Annotated in this window: 13 protein-coding genes and 2 rRNA genes (1 of these 15 running past the window's edge); 14 read left to right on the top strand and 1 reads right to left on the bottom strand. The window is 54.9% G+C overall.

Annotated elements, in window-relative coordinates; genetic code table 11:
• The 10 genes from ACZF99_RS23475 to pssA all read left to right on the top strand — a co-directional run.
• Nucleotides 1–1,233: ribosomal RNA gene (locus tag ACZF99_RS23475) — 23S ribosomal RNA — on the top strand; it begins 1,828 nt to the left of the window's first position.
• A 144-nt stretch (nt 1,234–1,377) separates the two neighbouring features.
• Nucleotides 1,378–1,494: ribosomal RNA gene (gene rrf / locus ACZF99_RS23470) — 5S ribosomal RNA — on the top strand.
• A gap of 1,212 nt (nt 1,495–2,706) precedes the next feature.
• The gene (locus ACZF99_RS23465; RefSeq protein WP_483607306.1) at nt 2,707–3,165 is read left to right on the top strand and encodes a CtsR family transcriptional regulator; all 459 of its coding nucleotides are present in this window, start codon (nt 2,707–2,709) and stop codon (nt 3,163–3,165) included.
• A gap of 68 nt (nt 3,166–3,233) precedes the next feature.
• Nucleotides 3,234–3,758 carry a protein-arginine kinase activator protein McsA gene (mcsA, locus tag ACZF99_RS23460; RefSeq protein ID WP_059040295.1) on the top strand — a complete coding sequence of 175 codons (525 nt, stop codon included), beginning with the start codon at nt 3,234–3,236 and terminating at the stop codon, nt 3,756–3,758.
• Between the two features lie 12 nt (nt 3,759–3,770).
• The gene (gene mcsB, locus ACZF99_RS23455; RefSeq protein WP_483607305.1) at nt 3,771–4,829 is read left to right on the top strand and encodes a protein-arginine kinase McsB; all 1,059 of its coding nucleotides are present in this window, start codon (nt 3,771–3,773) and stop codon (nt 4,827–4,829) included.
• Between the two features lie 31 nt (nt 4,830–4,860).
• Nucleotides 4,861–7,305 (top strand): ATP-dependent protease ATP-binding subunit ClpC, encoded by a 2,445-nt coding sequence (gene clpC / locus ACZF99_RS23450; RefSeq protein WP_483607304.1) that lies wholly within the window; start codon nt 4,861–4,863, stop codon nt 7,303–7,305.
• Nucleotides 7,306–7,474: 169 nt separating this feature from the next.
• Nucleotides 7,475–7,630 carry a hypothetical protein gene (locus tag ACZF99_RS23445; RefSeq protein ID WP_483607303.1) on the top strand — a complete coding sequence of 52 codons (156 nt, stop codon included), beginning with the start codon at nt 7,475–7,477 and terminating at the stop codon, nt 7,628–7,630.
• 176 nt (nt 7,631–7,806) lie between these two features.
• Nucleotides 7,807–9,174 carry a DNA repair protein RadA gene (radA, locus tag ACZF99_RS23440; RefSeq protein WP_483607302.1) on the top strand — a complete coding sequence of 456 codons (1,368 nt, stop codon included), beginning with the start codon at nt 7,807–7,809 and terminating at the stop codon, nt 9,172–9,174.
• Between the two features lie 13 nt (nt 9,175–9,187).
• Nucleotides 9,188–10,264: a DNA integrity scanning diadenylate cyclase DisA gene (gene disA / locus ACZF99_RS23435; RefSeq protein WP_483612924.1), complete on the top strand. Its 1,077-nt coding sequence runs from the start codon at nt 9,188–9,190 to the stop codon at nt 10,262–10,264.
• A gap of 50 nt (nt 10,265–10,314) precedes the next feature.
• Nucleotides 10,315–11,046, top strand: a complete 732-nt coding sequence (gene pssA / locus ACZF99_RS23430; RefSeq protein WP_483607301.1) for a CDP-diacylglycerol--serine O-phosphatidyltransferase — start codon at nt 10,315–10,317, stop codon at nt 11,044–11,046.
• Between the two features lie 107 nt (nt 11,047–11,153).
• Here pssA and ACZF99_RS23425 read toward each other — a convergent pair whose 3' ends face one another.
• Nucleotides 11,154–11,549: a nucleoside triphosphate pyrophosphohydrolase family protein gene (locus tag ACZF99_RS23425; protein WP_483607300.1), complete on the bottom strand. Its 396-nt coding sequence runs from the start codon at nt 11,547–11,549 to the stop codon at nt 11,154–11,156.
• A gap of 205 nt (nt 11,550–11,754) precedes the next feature.
• On the opposite strand from ACZF99_RS23425, the gene ACZF99_RS23420 reads away from it, so the two are divergent.
• The 4 genes from ACZF99_RS23420 (at nt 11,755) to gltX (ending at nt 15,971) form a co-directional block, all read left to right on the top strand.
• Nucleotides 11,755–12,843, top strand: coding sequence for a PIN/TRAM domain-containing protein (locus ACZF99_RS23420; protein ID WP_483607299.1), 1,089 nt, complete (start codon nt 11,755–11,757; stop codon nt 12,841–12,843).
• A 76-nt stretch (nt 12,844–12,919) separates the two neighbouring features.
• Nucleotides 12,920–13,624, top strand: a complete 705-nt coding sequence (gene ispD / locus ACZF99_RS23415) for a 2-C-methyl-D-erythritol 4-phosphate cytidylyltransferase (RefSeq protein ID WP_483607298.1) — start codon at nt 12,920–12,922, stop codon at nt 13,622–13,624.
• A 332-nt stretch (nt 13,625–13,956) separates the two neighbouring features.
• Nucleotides 13,957–14,445, top strand: coding sequence for a 2-C-methyl-D-erythritol 2,4-cyclodiphosphate synthase (gene ispF / locus ACZF99_RS23410; protein ID WP_483607297.1), 489 nt, complete (start codon nt 13,957–13,959; stop codon nt 14,443–14,445).
• Nucleotides 14,446–14,510: 65 nt separating this feature from the next.
• Entirely contained in the window at nt 14,511–15,971 is a 1,461-nt protein-coding gene (gltX, locus tag ACZF99_RS23405) for a glutamate--tRNA ligase (RefSeq protein ID WP_483607296.1), read from the top strand.
• Nucleotides 15,972–16,277: the final 306 nt, after the last annotated feature.

Below are 16,277 nucleotides of genomic sequence, written 5' to 3'. Positions count from 1 at the left end.
CGGAAGAACTCTCGTTAAGGAACTCGGCAAAATGACCCCGTAACTTCGGGAGAAGGGGTGCCCCGGTAGAGTGAATAGCTCGAGGGGGCCGCAGTGAAAAGGCCCAAGCGACTGTTTAGCAAAAACACAGGTCTGTGCGAAGCCGCAAGGCGAAGTATACGGGCTGACGCCTGCCCGGTGCTGGAAGGTTAAGGGGAGCGGTTAGGAGGCAACTCCGAAGCTGTGAACCGAAGCCCCAGTAAACGGCGGCCGTAACTATAACGGTCCTAAGGTAGCGAAATTCCTTGTCAGGTAAATTCTGACCCGCACGAATGGCGTAACGACTTGGGCGCTGTCTCAACGAGAGATCCGGTGAAATTTTAATACCTGTGAAGATGCAGGTTACCCGCGACAAGACGGAAAGACCCCATGGAGCTTTACTGCAGCTTGATATTGGACTTTGATACGATTTGTACAGGATAGGTGGGAGCCTAGGAAGCCGGAGCGCCAGCTTCGGTGGAGGCGCCGTTGGGATACCACCCTGATCGTATCGGAGTTCTAACCTGGTACCGTAAGCCGGTACGGGGACAGTGTCAGGCGGGCAGTTTGACTGGGGCGGTCGCCTCCTAAAGAGTAACGGAGGCGCCCCAAGGTTCCCTCAGAATGGTTGGAAATCATTCGCAGAGTGCAAAGGCAAAAGGGAGCTTGACTGCGAGACTGACAAGTCGAGCAGGGACGAAAGTCGGGCTTAGTGATCCGGTGGTACCGCATGGAAGGGCCATCGCTCAACGGATAAAAGCTACCCTGGGGATAACAGGCTTATCTCCCCCAAGAGTCCACATCGACGGGGAGGTTTGGCACCTCGATGTCGGCTCATCGCATCCTGGGGCTGAAGTAGGTCCCAAGGGTTGGGCTGTTCGCCCATTAAAGCGGTACGCGAGCTGGGTTCAGAACGTCGTGAGACAGTTCGGTCCCTATCTGTCGTGGGCGTAGGAAATTTGAGAGGAGCTGTCCTTAGTACGAGAGGACCGGGATGGACGCACCGCTGGTGCACCAGTTGTTCCGCCAGGAGCACAGCTGGGTAGCTAAGTGCGGACGGGATAAGCGCTGAAAGCATCTAAGCGTGAAGCCCCCCTCAAGATGAGATTTCCCAATTAGTAAGACCCCTTGAAGACGACGAGGTTGATAGGCCTGAGGTGGAAGTGCAGCAATGTATGGAGCTGACAGGTACTAATCGGTCGAGGGCTTATCCAAAAACATCTAAAACACAAATTCGTTTCGTATCCAGTTTTCAGGCGATCAAGCGTCTGAATGACGATTTTAAGCTGCATGTCTTTTCTAAGGTTTGATCTTTTGCTGAAGCAGGGATCAGGCAGCGGAAGCAGCGCAAAAATCATGTTTGGTGGCGATGGCGGAGGGGTTCCACGCGTTCCCATCCCGAACACGACCGTTAAGCCCTCCAGCGCCGATGGTACTTGGACCGAAGGGTCCTGGGAGAGTAGGACGCCGCCAAGCAAAGGGAAAGAGCACTACCGTTGATCGGTGGTGCTCTTTTGTTTGAACAATAAGTGTGGAGCTGCAGTTATTTCCGGAGAATCCGCCGTTTATGGGAGAATAGTTGTCTGTATGCAGTTATTTTCGGCGATGGTTGTGGAATGTGGCTGTTTGAGCGAATTTAGATGCATTGGTGCAACTATTGAGCCTGATTTGCCGAAAAGGTGAGAATTAACTGCACAGGCACAACTATTTCAGTAACTAACTTCTACTTCGTCAAGGGATGACAACAAAGAGCACTACTACCGTTGACCGGTGGTGCTCTTTTAGTTTTACAATAAGTGCGGAGCTGCAGTTATTTCCGGAGAAACCGCCGTTTTTGGGGGATTAGTTGCCTGTATGCAGTTATTTTCGGCGATGGTCGTGGAATGTGGCTGTTTGAGCGAATTTAGATGCATTGGTGCAACTATTGAGCCTGATTTGCCGAAAAGGTGAGAATTAACTGCACAGGCACAACTATTTCAGTAACTAACTTCTACTTCGTCAAGGGATGACAACAAAGAGCACTACCGTTGATCCGGTGGTGCTCTTTTGTTTGAACAATAAGTGCGGAGCTGCAGTTATTTCCGGAGAAACCGCCGTTTTTGGGGGATTAGTTGCCTGCATGCAGTTATTTTCGGCGATGGTCGTGGAATGTGGCTATTTGAGCGAATTTAGATGCATTGGTGCAACTATTGAGCCTGATTTGCCGAAAAGGTGAGAATTAACTGCACAGGCACAACTATTTCAATTGGCGCTTGACCGCGGGTACCTAACAGTTACTTTATTTCTTCGCCGTCCGGCACCAACCGGACGGTTTTCTCATACGCTTAACCACGAATATTTTCCACCGCTCACGCCCACACTGAAACTGAAACCGGACCCCCTTGGCAAATGATCAAATTATGGTATAATGTTAATAAAGTCAAAGAAAGTCAAAGTCAACCGCTAAACGGTAAATGGCAACGTGGCATGACAACATGATAATGCGGGAACGTGACGTGACCTCGTGACTACGTGGTAGCGTGGCAACGGTGACGTGACCCGTGCCAATGTGCCAACGCAACAACATGACAACGGGCATCCGGCATCCGGCATCCGGCATCCGCTTATTCGACTGGATTTGACGAGCAATTCTGATTTACAGCAAAGCCGCAACATGAGATTCACGTGTGGAATAATGGAGGATGAGTGATGCGTAATATCTCCGATATCATCGAAAAGTATCTCAAGAGTATTTTGCATGAGAGTCCTGAGGGGATTATAGAGATTCAACGTAACGAACTTGCCGACCAGTTTTCCTGCGTGCCGTCGCAAATCAATTATGTCATCAGCACCCGTTTTACGTTGGAGAAAGGGTACCTGGTCGAAAGCAAACGCGGCGGCGGCGGTTACGTTCGGATTCGGCGCATTCAGTTGCCGGGACCAACGTCGCTGCATACGCATTTGCATGAGACGATCGGTGACGAGATCGGGCAATCCGCGGCGGAAGGATTGATTTATCGCCTGGAGGAGGCCCGCTTTTTGACCCCTCGGGAAGCCGCCTTGATGCGCTCGGCGGTATCCCGCGATGTGCTGGCGGTCAAACTGCCGTATCGCGACCAGATCCGGGCTAGATTGATGAGAGCGATGCTGATCTCATTGTTGAGTTAAGCAACATTTTGCAATACCCAGGTTGAAGGATTTGCTGTCTTAGCTATCCCGTGAAGGAGGGACGTGCAATGCAATGCCAAGAGTGCGGCAAACGCCCGGCAACCTTGCATTTTACGAAAATCGTCAATGGCGAGAAGACGGAGTTTCATTTCTGTGAGACCTGCGCCAGGGAAAAAGGGGAGCTGATTCCCGGCACTTCGGGCGGCTTTTCGATTCATAACCTGCTGTCGGGCTTTCTCGATTTGAGTCCGTCGAACAAAGGTCAAGTTTCCGGGCATAGTACCCCCGAACACCTGCGCTGCGAAGAATGCGGCATGACGTATTCCCAGTTCAGCAAAATCGGGCGTTTTGGGTGCAGCTCTTGCTACAAATATTTTAACGATCGCTTGGACCCGCTGTTTAAGAAGGTGCACGGCAATACCGTTCACGTCGGAAAAGTTCCGAAACGGACCGGCGGTCATATCCAAGTAAAACGTAAGCTCGAAGATCTCCGCCGCGAGCTGCAGTACCGGATTCTCCAGGAGGAATTCGAAGAGGCGGCGGCGCTGCGGGATCAAATTCGCGAGCTTGAGAAGAACATATCCGCAGAGTAGGAGGGACGCAGGGTGACCAATCTCCGTTTTACCGAACAGCCGCTAAGCGAATGGATGAGCCGCCAGGGCAAGGAGTCCGATATCGTGATCAGCAGCCGGGTAAGGATCGCCCGCAACGTGCTGCATCACCCCTTCCCGATGTTGGCCACCAACACGCAATCGGAGGAGGTGCTGAAGCAGTTGCAGGAGGTCTTGAACGATGAACGTCTTCAGGACCACGGCCGACTGTACCCGATCCTTCTCGCGGAATTGGATGAACTGGATAAGCGGGTGCTGGTCGAGAAGCATTTGATCAGTCCCAACCTGGCGAACGAATCCCGAAATGGGGCGGTCTTCATCAGCGAGGACGAAAGCCTCAGCATTATGGTGAATGAAGAGGATCATTTGCGCATCCAATGTCTGTATCCGGGGCTTCAGGTCCAGGAGGCATGGGAAAAAGCGACGGCGATCGACGACATTTTCGAATCGCATGTGGATTACGCATTCGACGACCGCCGCGGTTACTTGACCAGTTGCCCGACGAATGTAGGTACCGGACTTCGGGCCTCGGTGATGATGCATTTGCCGGCCTTGGTGCTGACGCAGCAGATCGGCCGCATCTTATCCGCGGTATCGCAGGTCGGCTTGACCGTCCGCGGGATCTACGGCGAAGGCAGCGAAGCGATGGGCAACTTGTTTCAAATCTCAAATCAGATTACACTAGGACAAAGCGAAGCCGAGATCATCGAAAATTTATACGGCGTGGTGTTGCAGATCATTCAGCACGAGAAGACGGCGAGAGAAAAACTGATCGGCGAATCGCGGCTGCGGATGTTGGATCGGGTCATGCGCTCTTACGGAATTTTATCGCAGGCGTATATCATCGACTCGAAGGAAGCCGCCCAGCGGCTGTCCGATGTGCGGCTTGGCGTAGACTTGGGCCTCATCGACGACGTGTCGGCGCAGGCGATCAATGAGCTGAACGTGTTGACGCAGCCCGGGTTTTTGCAGAAGAAATTCAGCAACAGCATGTCTCCGGGGGAACGGGATATGTACCGCGCCAAACTCATTCGAGAGCGAATGGGGAAATAACGAGAGGACTATTATGGAGGTGTAGGAGAAGATGATGTTTGGAAGATTTACGGAACGCGCCCAGAAAGTACTGGCGTTGGCCCAGGAAGAAGCCGTAAGGCTGGGACATAACAATATCGGGACGGAACACGTGCTGCTCGGGCTCATCCGTGAAGGCGAAGGCATTGCCGCCAAAGCGCTGATCGGATTGGGGCTGGGACTCGAGAAAATTCAAGACGAAGTGGAAACGCTGATCGGCCGCGGACAGGAGCAGCCGACCAATATCGCTTATACGCCGCGCGCCAAGAAAGTCATCGAGCTGTCCATGGATGAAGCGCGCAAGCTCGGCCATACTTATGTCGGCACGGAGCATATTCTGCTCGGCCTGATTCGCGAAGGGGAAGGCGTGGCGGCCCGCGTGCTCAATAACCTCGGCATCAGCCTGAACAAGGCGCGTCAACAGGTGCTGCAACTGCTGGGCAGCAGCGAAGCGGTATCCAGCCATCACGGCGCTCCGGCCAACGTCAATACGCCGACGCTGGACAGCCTTGCCCGCGATTTGACGGCTTCGGCCAAAGAGGGCAATTTGGATCCGGTGATCGGCCGCAGCAAAGAGATCGAACGGGTGATCCAGGTGCTGAGCCGCCGGACGAAGAACAATCCGGTGCTGATCGGGGAACCGGGCGTCGGGAAAACGGCCATCGCCGAAGGTCTCGCGCAAAAGATCATCAATAATGAAATTCCGGAGACCTTGCGCGACAAACGCGTCATGACGCTGGATATGGGCTCTGTCGTTGCCGGTACGAAGTACCGCGGCGAATTTGAGGACCGTTTGAAAAAAATCATGGACGAAATTCGCCAAGCCGGCAATATCATTCTCTTTATCGACGAGCTGCATACGTTGATCGGGGCCGGCGGCGCGGAGGGCGCCATCGACGCTTCGAACATTTTGAAGCCGGCGTTGGCTCGCGGCGAGCTGCAATGCATCGGCGCAACCACGCTGGACGAATACCGCAAATATATCGAAAAAGACGCGGCGCTGGAACGCCGTTTCCAACCGATCACGGTGGATCAGCCGTCGGTCGACGAGGCGATCCAAATCCTGCACGGGCTGCGCGACCGCTATGAGGCGCATCATCGGGTGAAAATCACCGACGAAGCGATCGAGCAAGCGGTTAAATTGTCCGACCGCTACATTCAAGACCGTTTCCTGCCGGATAAAGCGATCGACCTGATCGACGAGGCGGGGTCTAAGGTAAGGCTCAACTCGTATACGGTACCGCCGAATCTGAAGCAGTTGGAAAGCCGCTTGGAGGATATCCGCAAGGAGAAGGACGCGGCGGTGCAAAGTCAGGAATTCGAGAAAGCGGCCGCGCTTCGCGATACGGAGCAGAAGATCCGCGAAGAGCTGGACGTAACGAAAAACCAATGGAAAGAAAAACAAGGACGCACCGATTCCGAAGTGACGCCGGAGGATATCGCCCAGGTAGTCGCCAGCTGGACGGGAATTCCGGTCAACAAGCTGAAGGAAGAGGAAACCGAACGCCTGCTGAATATGGAGCGTATCCTGCATGAGCGCGTGATCGGCCAGGAAGAAGCCGTAAAGGCCGTCAGCCGGGCGATTCGCCGGGCGCGGGCGGGCCTCAAGGATCCGAAGCGCCCGATGGGCTCCTTCATCTTCCTGGGTCCGACCGGGGTAGGTAAAACCGAGCTGGCTCGTGCACTAGCCGAAGCGATGTTCGGCGACGAAAACGCCGTGATCCGCATCGACATGTCCGAGTACATGGAGAAACATTCCACGGCTCGTCTCGTCGGCGCGCCTCCGGGATACGTCGGGTACGAGGAAGGCGGGCAACTGACCGAGAAGGTGCGCCGCAAACCGTATTCCGTCGTCCTGCTGGACGAAATCGAGAAGGCGCATCCGGAAGTGTTTAACATTCTGCTGCAGGTGCTGGAGGACGGCCGGTTGACCGACTCCAAGGGCCGCGTGGTCGATTTCCGCAACACGCTGATCATCTTGACCTCGAACGTCGGTGCGGAAGCGATCAAACGCAATACGCGGCTCGGCTTTACCGCCGTGCAGGACTCCGGCGCGGACTACGACAATATGAAGAGCAAAGTGATGGAAGAGCTCAAGAAGAGCTTCCGTCCGGAATTCCTCAACCGGATCGACGAAATTATCGTCTTCCATTCGCTCGAGGAAGCGCATATCGGTCAGATCGTCACCCTGATGTCCGAAGAATTGCGTAAACGGCTGCGCGAATACGACGTCGACTTTACGCTGACGGACAAAGCGAAAGCGTTCCTGGCCAAAGAGGGTTACGATCCCGCATACGGCGCGCGTCCGCTGCGCCGGGCGATCCAGAAGCATATCGAAGACCGGCTGTCCGAGGAGCTGCTGACCGGCAACGTGAAGAAAGGCGACTCGCTGACAATCGACGAAGAGAACGGCGCCCTGAAGGTGGAGCGTACGGGAACTTTCATTAAAAACGCGTAACGGGAGTTGATTCCCGTCAGCAATACCAACGGACCTGCAGACCCTCTGCGGGTCCTTTTGCGTTTTTGCGATTTCGGAGGGGAGGAGATAACGGCGGTTTTGGCGAAGAGGAGAAAGAATCAGGGAGGCTGAAACTGGTGGAAGAAACGATGGCAGCCTGGTCGACTTCGTGCGGGAGCATCAAGTCACCGACGTCCTGTTCCTGAACAATTCGACGGTGGCGCGTACATCGGGGATGGCGGGGCTCATCGACGGGCTGGTCGGAGAGGCAAAATATTTTTTTGGAAAATACTACAAATCTGTAACGATTAAGCCGATGAAATAAGTAACAAGCAGCTTCCAAAGCGATGCTTTGGGGCTGTTTTTTATCCCGTCTTCCCTGGTGGCAGCGCTCGGATAACTTTCGATAAACCCGAAAGAATGGTAATATTTTAGTAACCATTAACGAATACGGTGTCCGCGGGGTCTGTCAAATATTGCAGAGGCAAGAAGGAGAGATAAATGGTTAAAGTAAAACATAAGTTTTATTGCTCCGAATGCGGTTACGAATCGCCCAAATGGTATGGAAAATGCCCGGGGTGCGGCGCCTGGAACTCCATGGTGGAGGAAGTGGAGAAAACCGTCAAAACCCAGGGCATGACATCCGGCATATTTCATGCGAAAGAAAAGCCGCAATCGATCATAAATATAGAAAGCGGCAAAGAACCGCGGATTCAAACGGGGATCGGGGAACTGAACCGGGTGCTCGGCGGCGGCGTGGTGCCGGGTTCGCTGGTGCTCGTCGGCGGGGACCCCGGAATCGGCAAATCGACCCTGCTGCTGCAAACCTCGCATGAAATGGCGCGAAGCGGCTTGAAGGTGTTGTATATATCGGGGGAGGAATCCGTCCGACAGACCAAGCTGCGGGCGGAACGGCTCGGAGCGTTGTCCCCGGATCTGTTCGTGTTGTGCGAGAGCAGCATGGACGGAATCGAAGAGGCAATCGAAAGCGTGAAACCCGATTTCCTGGTCATCGATTCGATCCAAACGGTCTATTTGCCGGAAGTCACCAGCGCCCCCGGCAGCGTATCGCAGGTGCGCGAATGCACGGCGCGGTTTATGCGAATTGCCAAAGGGCAAGGCATCGCCACGGTCCTGGTTGGCCATGTCACCAAGGAAGGGGCGATCGCCGGACCTAGGCTGCTGGAGCATATGGTCGATTGCGTGCTTTATTTCGAAGGCGAACGGCATCACTCCTATCGGTTGCTGCGGGCGGTCAAGAACCGCTTCGGTTCGACCAACGAAATCGGAATTTTCGAGATGAACGAATCCGGTCTGGCGGAGGTGGCGAATCCGTCGGAGCTGTTTCTGTCCGAACGGCCGCTCGGCGTAGCCGGTTCGACCGTCGTCGCCAGCATGGAGGGAACGCGTCCGATGCTGGTCGAGCTGCAGGCCTTGATCGCGGCTACCCACTTTCCCTCGCCAAGGCGGATGGCGACCGGTGTGGATTATCAGCGGATGAATCTGATCATCGCCGTGCTCGAGAAGCGGATGGGCCTATTCTTGCAAAATCAGGACGCATACGTCAACCTGGCCGGCGGCGTCAAGCTGGACGAACCGGCGGTCGACCTGGCGATTGCGGTCAGCGTCGCATCCAGCTTTCGCGATCTGCCGACGAAGCCCTACGACGTGTTTTTCGGAGAAGTTGGCTTGACCGGCGAAGTGCGGGCGGTTTCCCGGGCGGAGCAGCGGGTGAAGGAAGCGGCCAAGCTTGGCTTCAAGCGGGTGATTTTGCCGGAGAAAAGCATGAAAGGATGGAAAGGACCGCAAGGGATTCAATTGATAGGCGTAAATACCGTTGCAGATGCGCTAGCTGTTGCGTTAGATTAGGGGGCATTGAATGATGAAGGAAACTACCCAAGCAGAGAAAATGAACGATTTGCTGAGGCTTGTCGCTCCGGGAACGGCTTTCCGCGACGGCCTTGAGAACGTGCTGCGGGCCAAGACCGGGGGCCTGATCGTCGTCGGTTACAGCCCGGAGGTGATGGAAGTCGTCGAGGGGGGCTTCTCCATCAACTGCGATTTCTCGCCGAACTATCTTTATGAGCTCGCCAAAATGGACGGGGCGATTATCCTTAGTGAGGATTTGAAGCGGATTTTGTACGCGAATACCCAACTGATTCCCGATTCCTCGATCGCATCCTCGGAGACGGGCATCCGGCACCGCACCGCCGAGCGGGTGGCCAAACAGACCGGCAAGCTGGTCGTCTCCATCTCCCAGCGCCGGAACATCATTACCCTTTACCAGGGGGGACTTCGGTATGCCTTGAAGGAAATCGGCGTTATCCTGACCAAGGCGAACCAGGCGATTCAGACGCTGGAGAAATACCGGTCTGTCTTGAATCAAGCCTTGACGAACCTAACGGCCTCCGAATTTGAGGAACTGGTCTCCCTGCCCGAGGTCATCAACGTCATTCAACGGGTGGAGATGGTGATCCGGATCAAGATGGAGATCAAGCGGTTCATTAACGAATTGGGCACGGAGGGGCGGCTGATCAGCATGCAGATGGAAGAACTGGTCAGCAACATGGAGGAAGAGGCGTGGCTATTGTATAAGGACTACGCCAAGGAAGACCAGGACGAAGCGATCCGGGAAATCATCCTGGGGCTCAAACGTTCGACCGACGATGAACTGCTGGACGACAATCACATTACCAAGCTTTTGGGGTATCCTTCCTCCGCCGCAACATCGGAGGAACTGATTTCCCCGCGCGGGTATCGCGTGCTGAACAAAATTCCCCGCTTGCCGAATGTGATCATTCATAATCTGGTCGAGCGCTTCGGCTGCTTGCCGAACGTGATGATGGCCAGCATCGAGGAGCTGGATGAGGTCGACGGCATCGGCGAGGTCCGCGCCCGCGCCATCAAAGAAGGGCTCAAACGTCTTCAGGAACAGGTATTCATTGACAGACAAATCTAAATCACCTATCATCAATGAATGGTTGAGGAATATCTACTCGAGGTGAAGAGATGATTACGAAATCGATTCCGAACCTGTTTACGTTAGGAAACATGGTTCTCGGAATGCTGGCCATCATGCTGGCTCTGGAAGGCCGTTTTAGTCTGGCTGCCATCATGGTAATTGTCGCTATGCTGCTCGACGGTTTGGACGGACGGGTCGCCCGCGCATTGAACGCGCAGAGCGAGTTTGGGAAAGAGCTCGATTCCTTATCGGATCTAATTTCGTTTGGTATTGCCCCGGCACTGATCATGTATTTGATTTCTTTTCACAGCATTCCCCCCGGCATCGCTTGGGCCGTCACGATTATTTTTCCAATGTGCGGGGCGCTGCGGCTTGCCCGTTTTAATGTGCAGAAGGGCGTTCCGGGATATTTCATCGGATTGCCGATTCCGGCCGCAGGCGGGGTTGTGGCGACGCTGTCGCTTTTTAACGGGGAAATCACGGCCCCTTATTTCGTCGTGTCCATGATACTGCTCTCGTATTTGATGATCAGCACGGTGAGATACCCGAACTTCAAGAAAATCGGCCTGCCGAAAAAAGCGATCGCTTACACGCCGCTTGTCGTGATTTTCGCGGTGATCATCGCCGTCGTGTTCCCGGACCAGATGGTGAAGCTAATTTTTATCCCCTTGGTCCTATATGCGGCATACGGAATAAGACAGAATATCCACCGGCTGCTCCGCCGCAAATCCCGGGACGACGACACCGATGCACAGGAAATGTATCGTTCGAAGCGCTGAGCACGGATTTACCCCAAACTATACGAAAAAGGCATGGATCTCCCCAGGCGGGAAAGGATCGATGCCTTTTTGATTGGCCCTATCCTCATTCATCAGGACCAGTACGTTTACGATAAGTTGAATAACCCCAGCGTGGCGCATTTCTGCGATTCGCGCTCCACGATCTCCTCCATGTTGATCCCCAATAAATTGCATAGGGCGGACATATAGAAAAGGTTACGTCCAAGCTCGTTCGTAATCGCATCCCGGCAATTTTCGCACAGCTCGCCATGCACGTGCTTGGCGATCGTTTCTTTGGCTTGTTGCAAATCCATGCCCGGCTCGAAATCTTGTTTGGTGGCGTGCAGCTCGATGCAACCGCATTCGGTTACGGATTTGGTCACGGAACGGACGGCAGCGGCGTTGGTTTGTCCCAGCTTCGACATGACGTCCAGCAAGCTGCGGTGACGGAGCAACAATTCAGAAACTTGTTCTTGAAAAGACTGAAGGCTTGGTGCGCTCATTTTCCATCCACCTCAATATTATGAATTGAATTCATTATATTCCACCTTTTCCTCCAAGATCAACCTGAAATCCCATAGCCAAGGGGCGTGTATGGATTTTAAATGTTTATTTTCTGGTAAAAAAAGTTATCGTTCACGGATTATGCGCCTTGAAATTGGTTCATACTGGCTAAAGAAGATACTTATCTAGGAGGTGAAGAGAGACGTGCTGAAAAAATACTTGATGATTCTGGCCGGTTTATGCGGGGCTTGGTTCGGTTATACAACCGGCGGGTTGTCCGGCGTGTTGCCGGGTGCCGCCAGCGACTGGTTTCGCGCAATGAACCCGATTGCGGCGAATTTGATCTGGGCCGCGGCCGGCGCGCTACTGTTCTTGTTCCTGTTCTCCTTGGCTGCAGACGTCGTTTCTTCCAGAGTGAAAACGTGGATCGCCGCTTTAACGCGAATCCCGATGAATGAAATGGCTGCCGGTGCGGCCGGTTTGACCGCGGGACTACTTCTTTCTTTAACGGTCTATCCCCTGCTGTCCTGGCTCGGCACGCTGGAGAGCATGGCGCAATTCACGGTATCGGCGCTGTTCGGTTACATCGGGCTGTACGTCGGGCTGGCCAAGAAGGAAGAGCTGTCCGCGCTATGGAAATCCGGCAAATGGGGGGCTTCCCTCCCGGAAGAGGAACGTTGGGCGGAGGAACACAAAATTTTGGACACCAGCGTGATCATCGACGGCCGGATCGCCGACATTTGCAAAACCGGCTTTATTGAGGGAACGATCGTCATTCCGGAATTCGTGCTGGAGGAGCTTCAGCATATCGCCGATTCTTCGGATCTGCTCAAGCGCAATCGCGGGCGGCGGGGACTGGATATTTTGAACAAAATTCAGAAAGAGCTGGACGTAAAGGTCATGATCTACGAAGGGGATTTCGAGGAAATCTCCGAGGTTGACAGCAAGCTGGTCAAGCTGGCCAAGGTCCTGCAGGGCAAAGTCGTGACCAACGACTTCAACCTCAACAAGGTGTGCGAGCTGCAGGGCGTGTCCGTGCTGAACATCAACGATTTGGCCAACGCGGTCAAACCGGTTGTGCTGCCTGGCGAAGAAATTATGGTCCAGGTCATCAAAGACGGCAAGGAACATGGACAAGGGGTCGCTTACTTGGATGACGGAACGATGATCGTCGTGGAAGGCGGGCGCGATTACATCGGCACCATTACGGAGGTGCTGGTGACCAGCGTGCTGCAGACCTCGGCGGGACGAATGATTTTTGCCAAGCCAAAACTGTTGGAAAAAGCCCAGTAATTCGGTATGATGGGATTAACTGCGCTGCGCTGGCCGCGGCGCGGATGAATTCCGGGCAAAGGTGAGGCAGAATATGATGGGGTTGGAAGCAAGCGGCGATACGGGTGTGATCGTAGTGGCGGCAGGCCGCGGCACGCGCATGGGAACGACGGAAAGCAAGCAGTATCTCATGCTGGACGGCAAGCCGATCTTCATCCATACGTTGGAGGCGTTTCACCGTCATCCGTCGATCACGCGAATCGTGCTTGTCACCGGGGAACAGGATGTGGACCGGTGCCGGTCATGGATTGCCGAATACGGCATGGCCGGGCAAATACAGGTTATTCCGGGCGGGGCTGAGCGTCAGCACTCGGTACGCCAAGGACTGCTGCATCTCGGCACGCCTTGGGTATTGGTGCATGATGGCGTCCGCCCTTTTGTCACGAGAGAGCAGATTACGGCTTGCTGTGAAGCCGTTAAAACCCATGGCGCGGCCGTGCTAGCCGTACCGGTGAAGGATACGGTCAAGCAGGCGGACGGGCAGGGCTGGGTTGCGGCAACCCTGGACCGGAGCAGCTTGTGGGCGATCCAGACGCCGCAGGCTTTTCGGCGCGACGATCTGCTGGCGGCCCATGAACGGGCGGCGGAGGCAGGGGTCGTCGGCACCGACGACGCGATGCTGGTCGAACGGCTGGGCATCCCCGTCAAGCTGGTGGAAGGGTCGTACGACAATATCAAAATCACGACGCCCGAGGATTTGGATTATGCGGCGTTTATCCGGGGGAAGAAGCGGAATAGGTGAGCTTCGTGATGAAAAGAAGTCAGGTCTAAGCACCGAGAAGGTTGGATGAAGGAGGGAGGGAGTAGCGGAGCGTAGGTAAGCCTACGTGAGCAACGGAGCGACTGACTGAATTCAAGATTCGATGTCGAATAGGCTACCTCGAGCTACTTCGTGATTCTAAAGGGAGTCAGGTTTTAAGCACCGAGAAGGTTGGATGAAGGAGGGAGGGAGTAGCGGAGCGTAGGTAAGCCTACGTGAGCAACGGAGCGACTGACTGAATTCAAGATTCGATGTCGAATAGGCTACCTCGAGCTACTTCGTGATTAAAAGATGACTGGGAGAGGATGGAGAGGATGTTTAGAGTAGGACAGGGCTTCGACGTGCATCAGCTCGTGGAGGGCAGACCGTGCATTATCGGCGGGGTGCATATTCCTTACGAGAAAGGCTTGCTGGGACACTCCGACGCCGACGTGCTGCTGCATACGATCAGCGACGCGATTTTGGGTGCGCTGGGTCTCGGGGACATCGGGCGCCATTTTCCCGATACCGATCCGGCGTTCAAAGATGCGGACAGCGTCGTTCTGCTGGAACGGGTATGGGACATGGCGGTTGACAAAGGCTACCGTCTCGGCAATCTGGACGCGACGATCATCGCGCAAAAGCCGAAGATGGCCCCGTACATTCCGCAAATGGTGGACGTTATTGCCCGTACGCTTGGGGCGGAACCGGAGCGCGTCAACGTGAAGGCCACGACCACCGAGCAGCTCGGGTTTACCGGGCGCGGCGAAGGCATTGCGGCACAATGCGTTGTCTGTCTGGTCCAGAATGTGCTATCATCATAAGCTTGTAGAGGTAGTTCAAAAGGCGGTTTTGACGGCATCGTCTTAAAACTAGGGAGGGGATTGGAATGGCTGAAGTTCGCGTGCGCTATGCGCCGAGTCCGACGGGTCATTTACATATCGGGAACGCCAGAACGGCGTTGTTCAATTATTTGTTTGCCAGACATCACGGAGGAAAATTCATTGTCCGCATCGAGGATACGGACGTGAAGCGCAACGTGGCCGGCGGTGAGGAGAACCAGCTGACCTACCTCAAGTGGTTGGGCATAGACTGGGACGAAAGCGTGGACGTCGGCGGGAACTACGGGCCGTACCGACAAACGGAGCGTCTTGATTTGTATCGTCCGCTGGTGCAGGACTTGCTGGATCGGGGTCTGGCTTATCGCTGCTACTGTACGGAAGAGGAGCTGGAGAAGGAGCGCGAAGAGCAAATGGCCCGCGGCGAAACACCGCGCTATTCCGGGAAATGCCGTCACTTGACGCCGGAGCAGTTGGCTGCGTATGACGCGGAGGGCCGGCAATACAGCATTCGTTTCCGCGTACCGGAAGGCCGCACGTTTACGTTTGACGACCTGGTCAAAGGGACGATTTCGTTTGAGTCCGACGTCAGCGGTGATTTTGTGATCGTGAAAAAAGACGGCATCCCGACCTACAACTTCGCGGTCGTCTTGGACGATCATCTGATGAACATCACGCACGTGCTGCGCGGGGAGGACCACGTGTCCAACACGCCGCGCCAGCTTATGATTTACGATGCGTTCGGCTGGGAGCCGCCGGTGTTCGGCCATATGACGCTGATCGTTGGGGAGAACCACAAAAAGCTGAGCAAACGCGACGAATCGGTGATTCAATTTATCGAGCAGTACGACCAGCTCGGTTATTTGCCGGAAGCGATGTTTAACTTTATCGCCTTACTCGGCTGGTCGCCGGAAGGGGAAGAGGAGTTTTTCAGCAAGGACGAGCTGATCTCGATCTTCGACGCGAACCGCTTGTCGCGCAGTCCGGCGGTGTTCGATACGAACAAGCTGGCGCATCTCAACAACCACTACATCAAAAACGCCGATTCGCAGCGGATCGCCTTGCTGGCCATCCCGCATCTGCAGCGGGCCGGGAAGCTTCCGGCCGAGCTGTCGCCGGAGCAGCAGGCGTGGGCGGAAGCCCTTGTTGCGTTGTACCAGGAGCAAATGACCGCGGCTTCGGATATCGTGGAGCTGTCGGAAATGTTCTTCCGCAGCGAGCTGTCGCTGGACGAGGAAGGTGCCGCCGTGTTGGCGGAGCCGCAGGTACCCGGCGTGCTTGCCGCGTTTTTGAGTAAAGTCGAAGGAATGGGCGAATTCAGCGTGGAGAACATCGGTGCCGCGATCAAAGAGGTGCAGAAGGAGACCGGCAGCAAAGGCAAAGGCCTATTCATGCCGATCCGCGTGGCGTTGACCGGCCAAATGCATGGACGGGACCTGAACCAGACCCTTTATCTGCTTGGCCGGGACAAAGTCGTCGACCGGTTGAAGGTGCGCATCGCCGCTTTGTAGGATAGCGGGCGGCGTATGCGCGGCTGATCGACCTGATGAACCGGTTCGGCATGGAGCGCCGGTCGTATAATCTGGTCCGGCAGATCGGGATGAACGGTTTTTTGGGTGTCCGCGCATTCGCTTGGCCCCGCGTATCCACGAGTCTCGTATTCGCGTATCACGGATGGCGTCTCTAGCGTGTCCACGTGTTCACTTAACTACGCGTTGGCGTATCCCGCGTGTCCACGTATCCATGCATTGGTGTATCCGCGTAACCCGCTTATCCGCGGGTTCGTTCATACGCTAACGCTTGCCACGATGCTTATT

Source organism: Paenibacillus sp. JL3B1040, from assembly GCF_057063165.1.
This window is presented reverse-complemented; position numbering and strand designations above follow the sequence as displayed.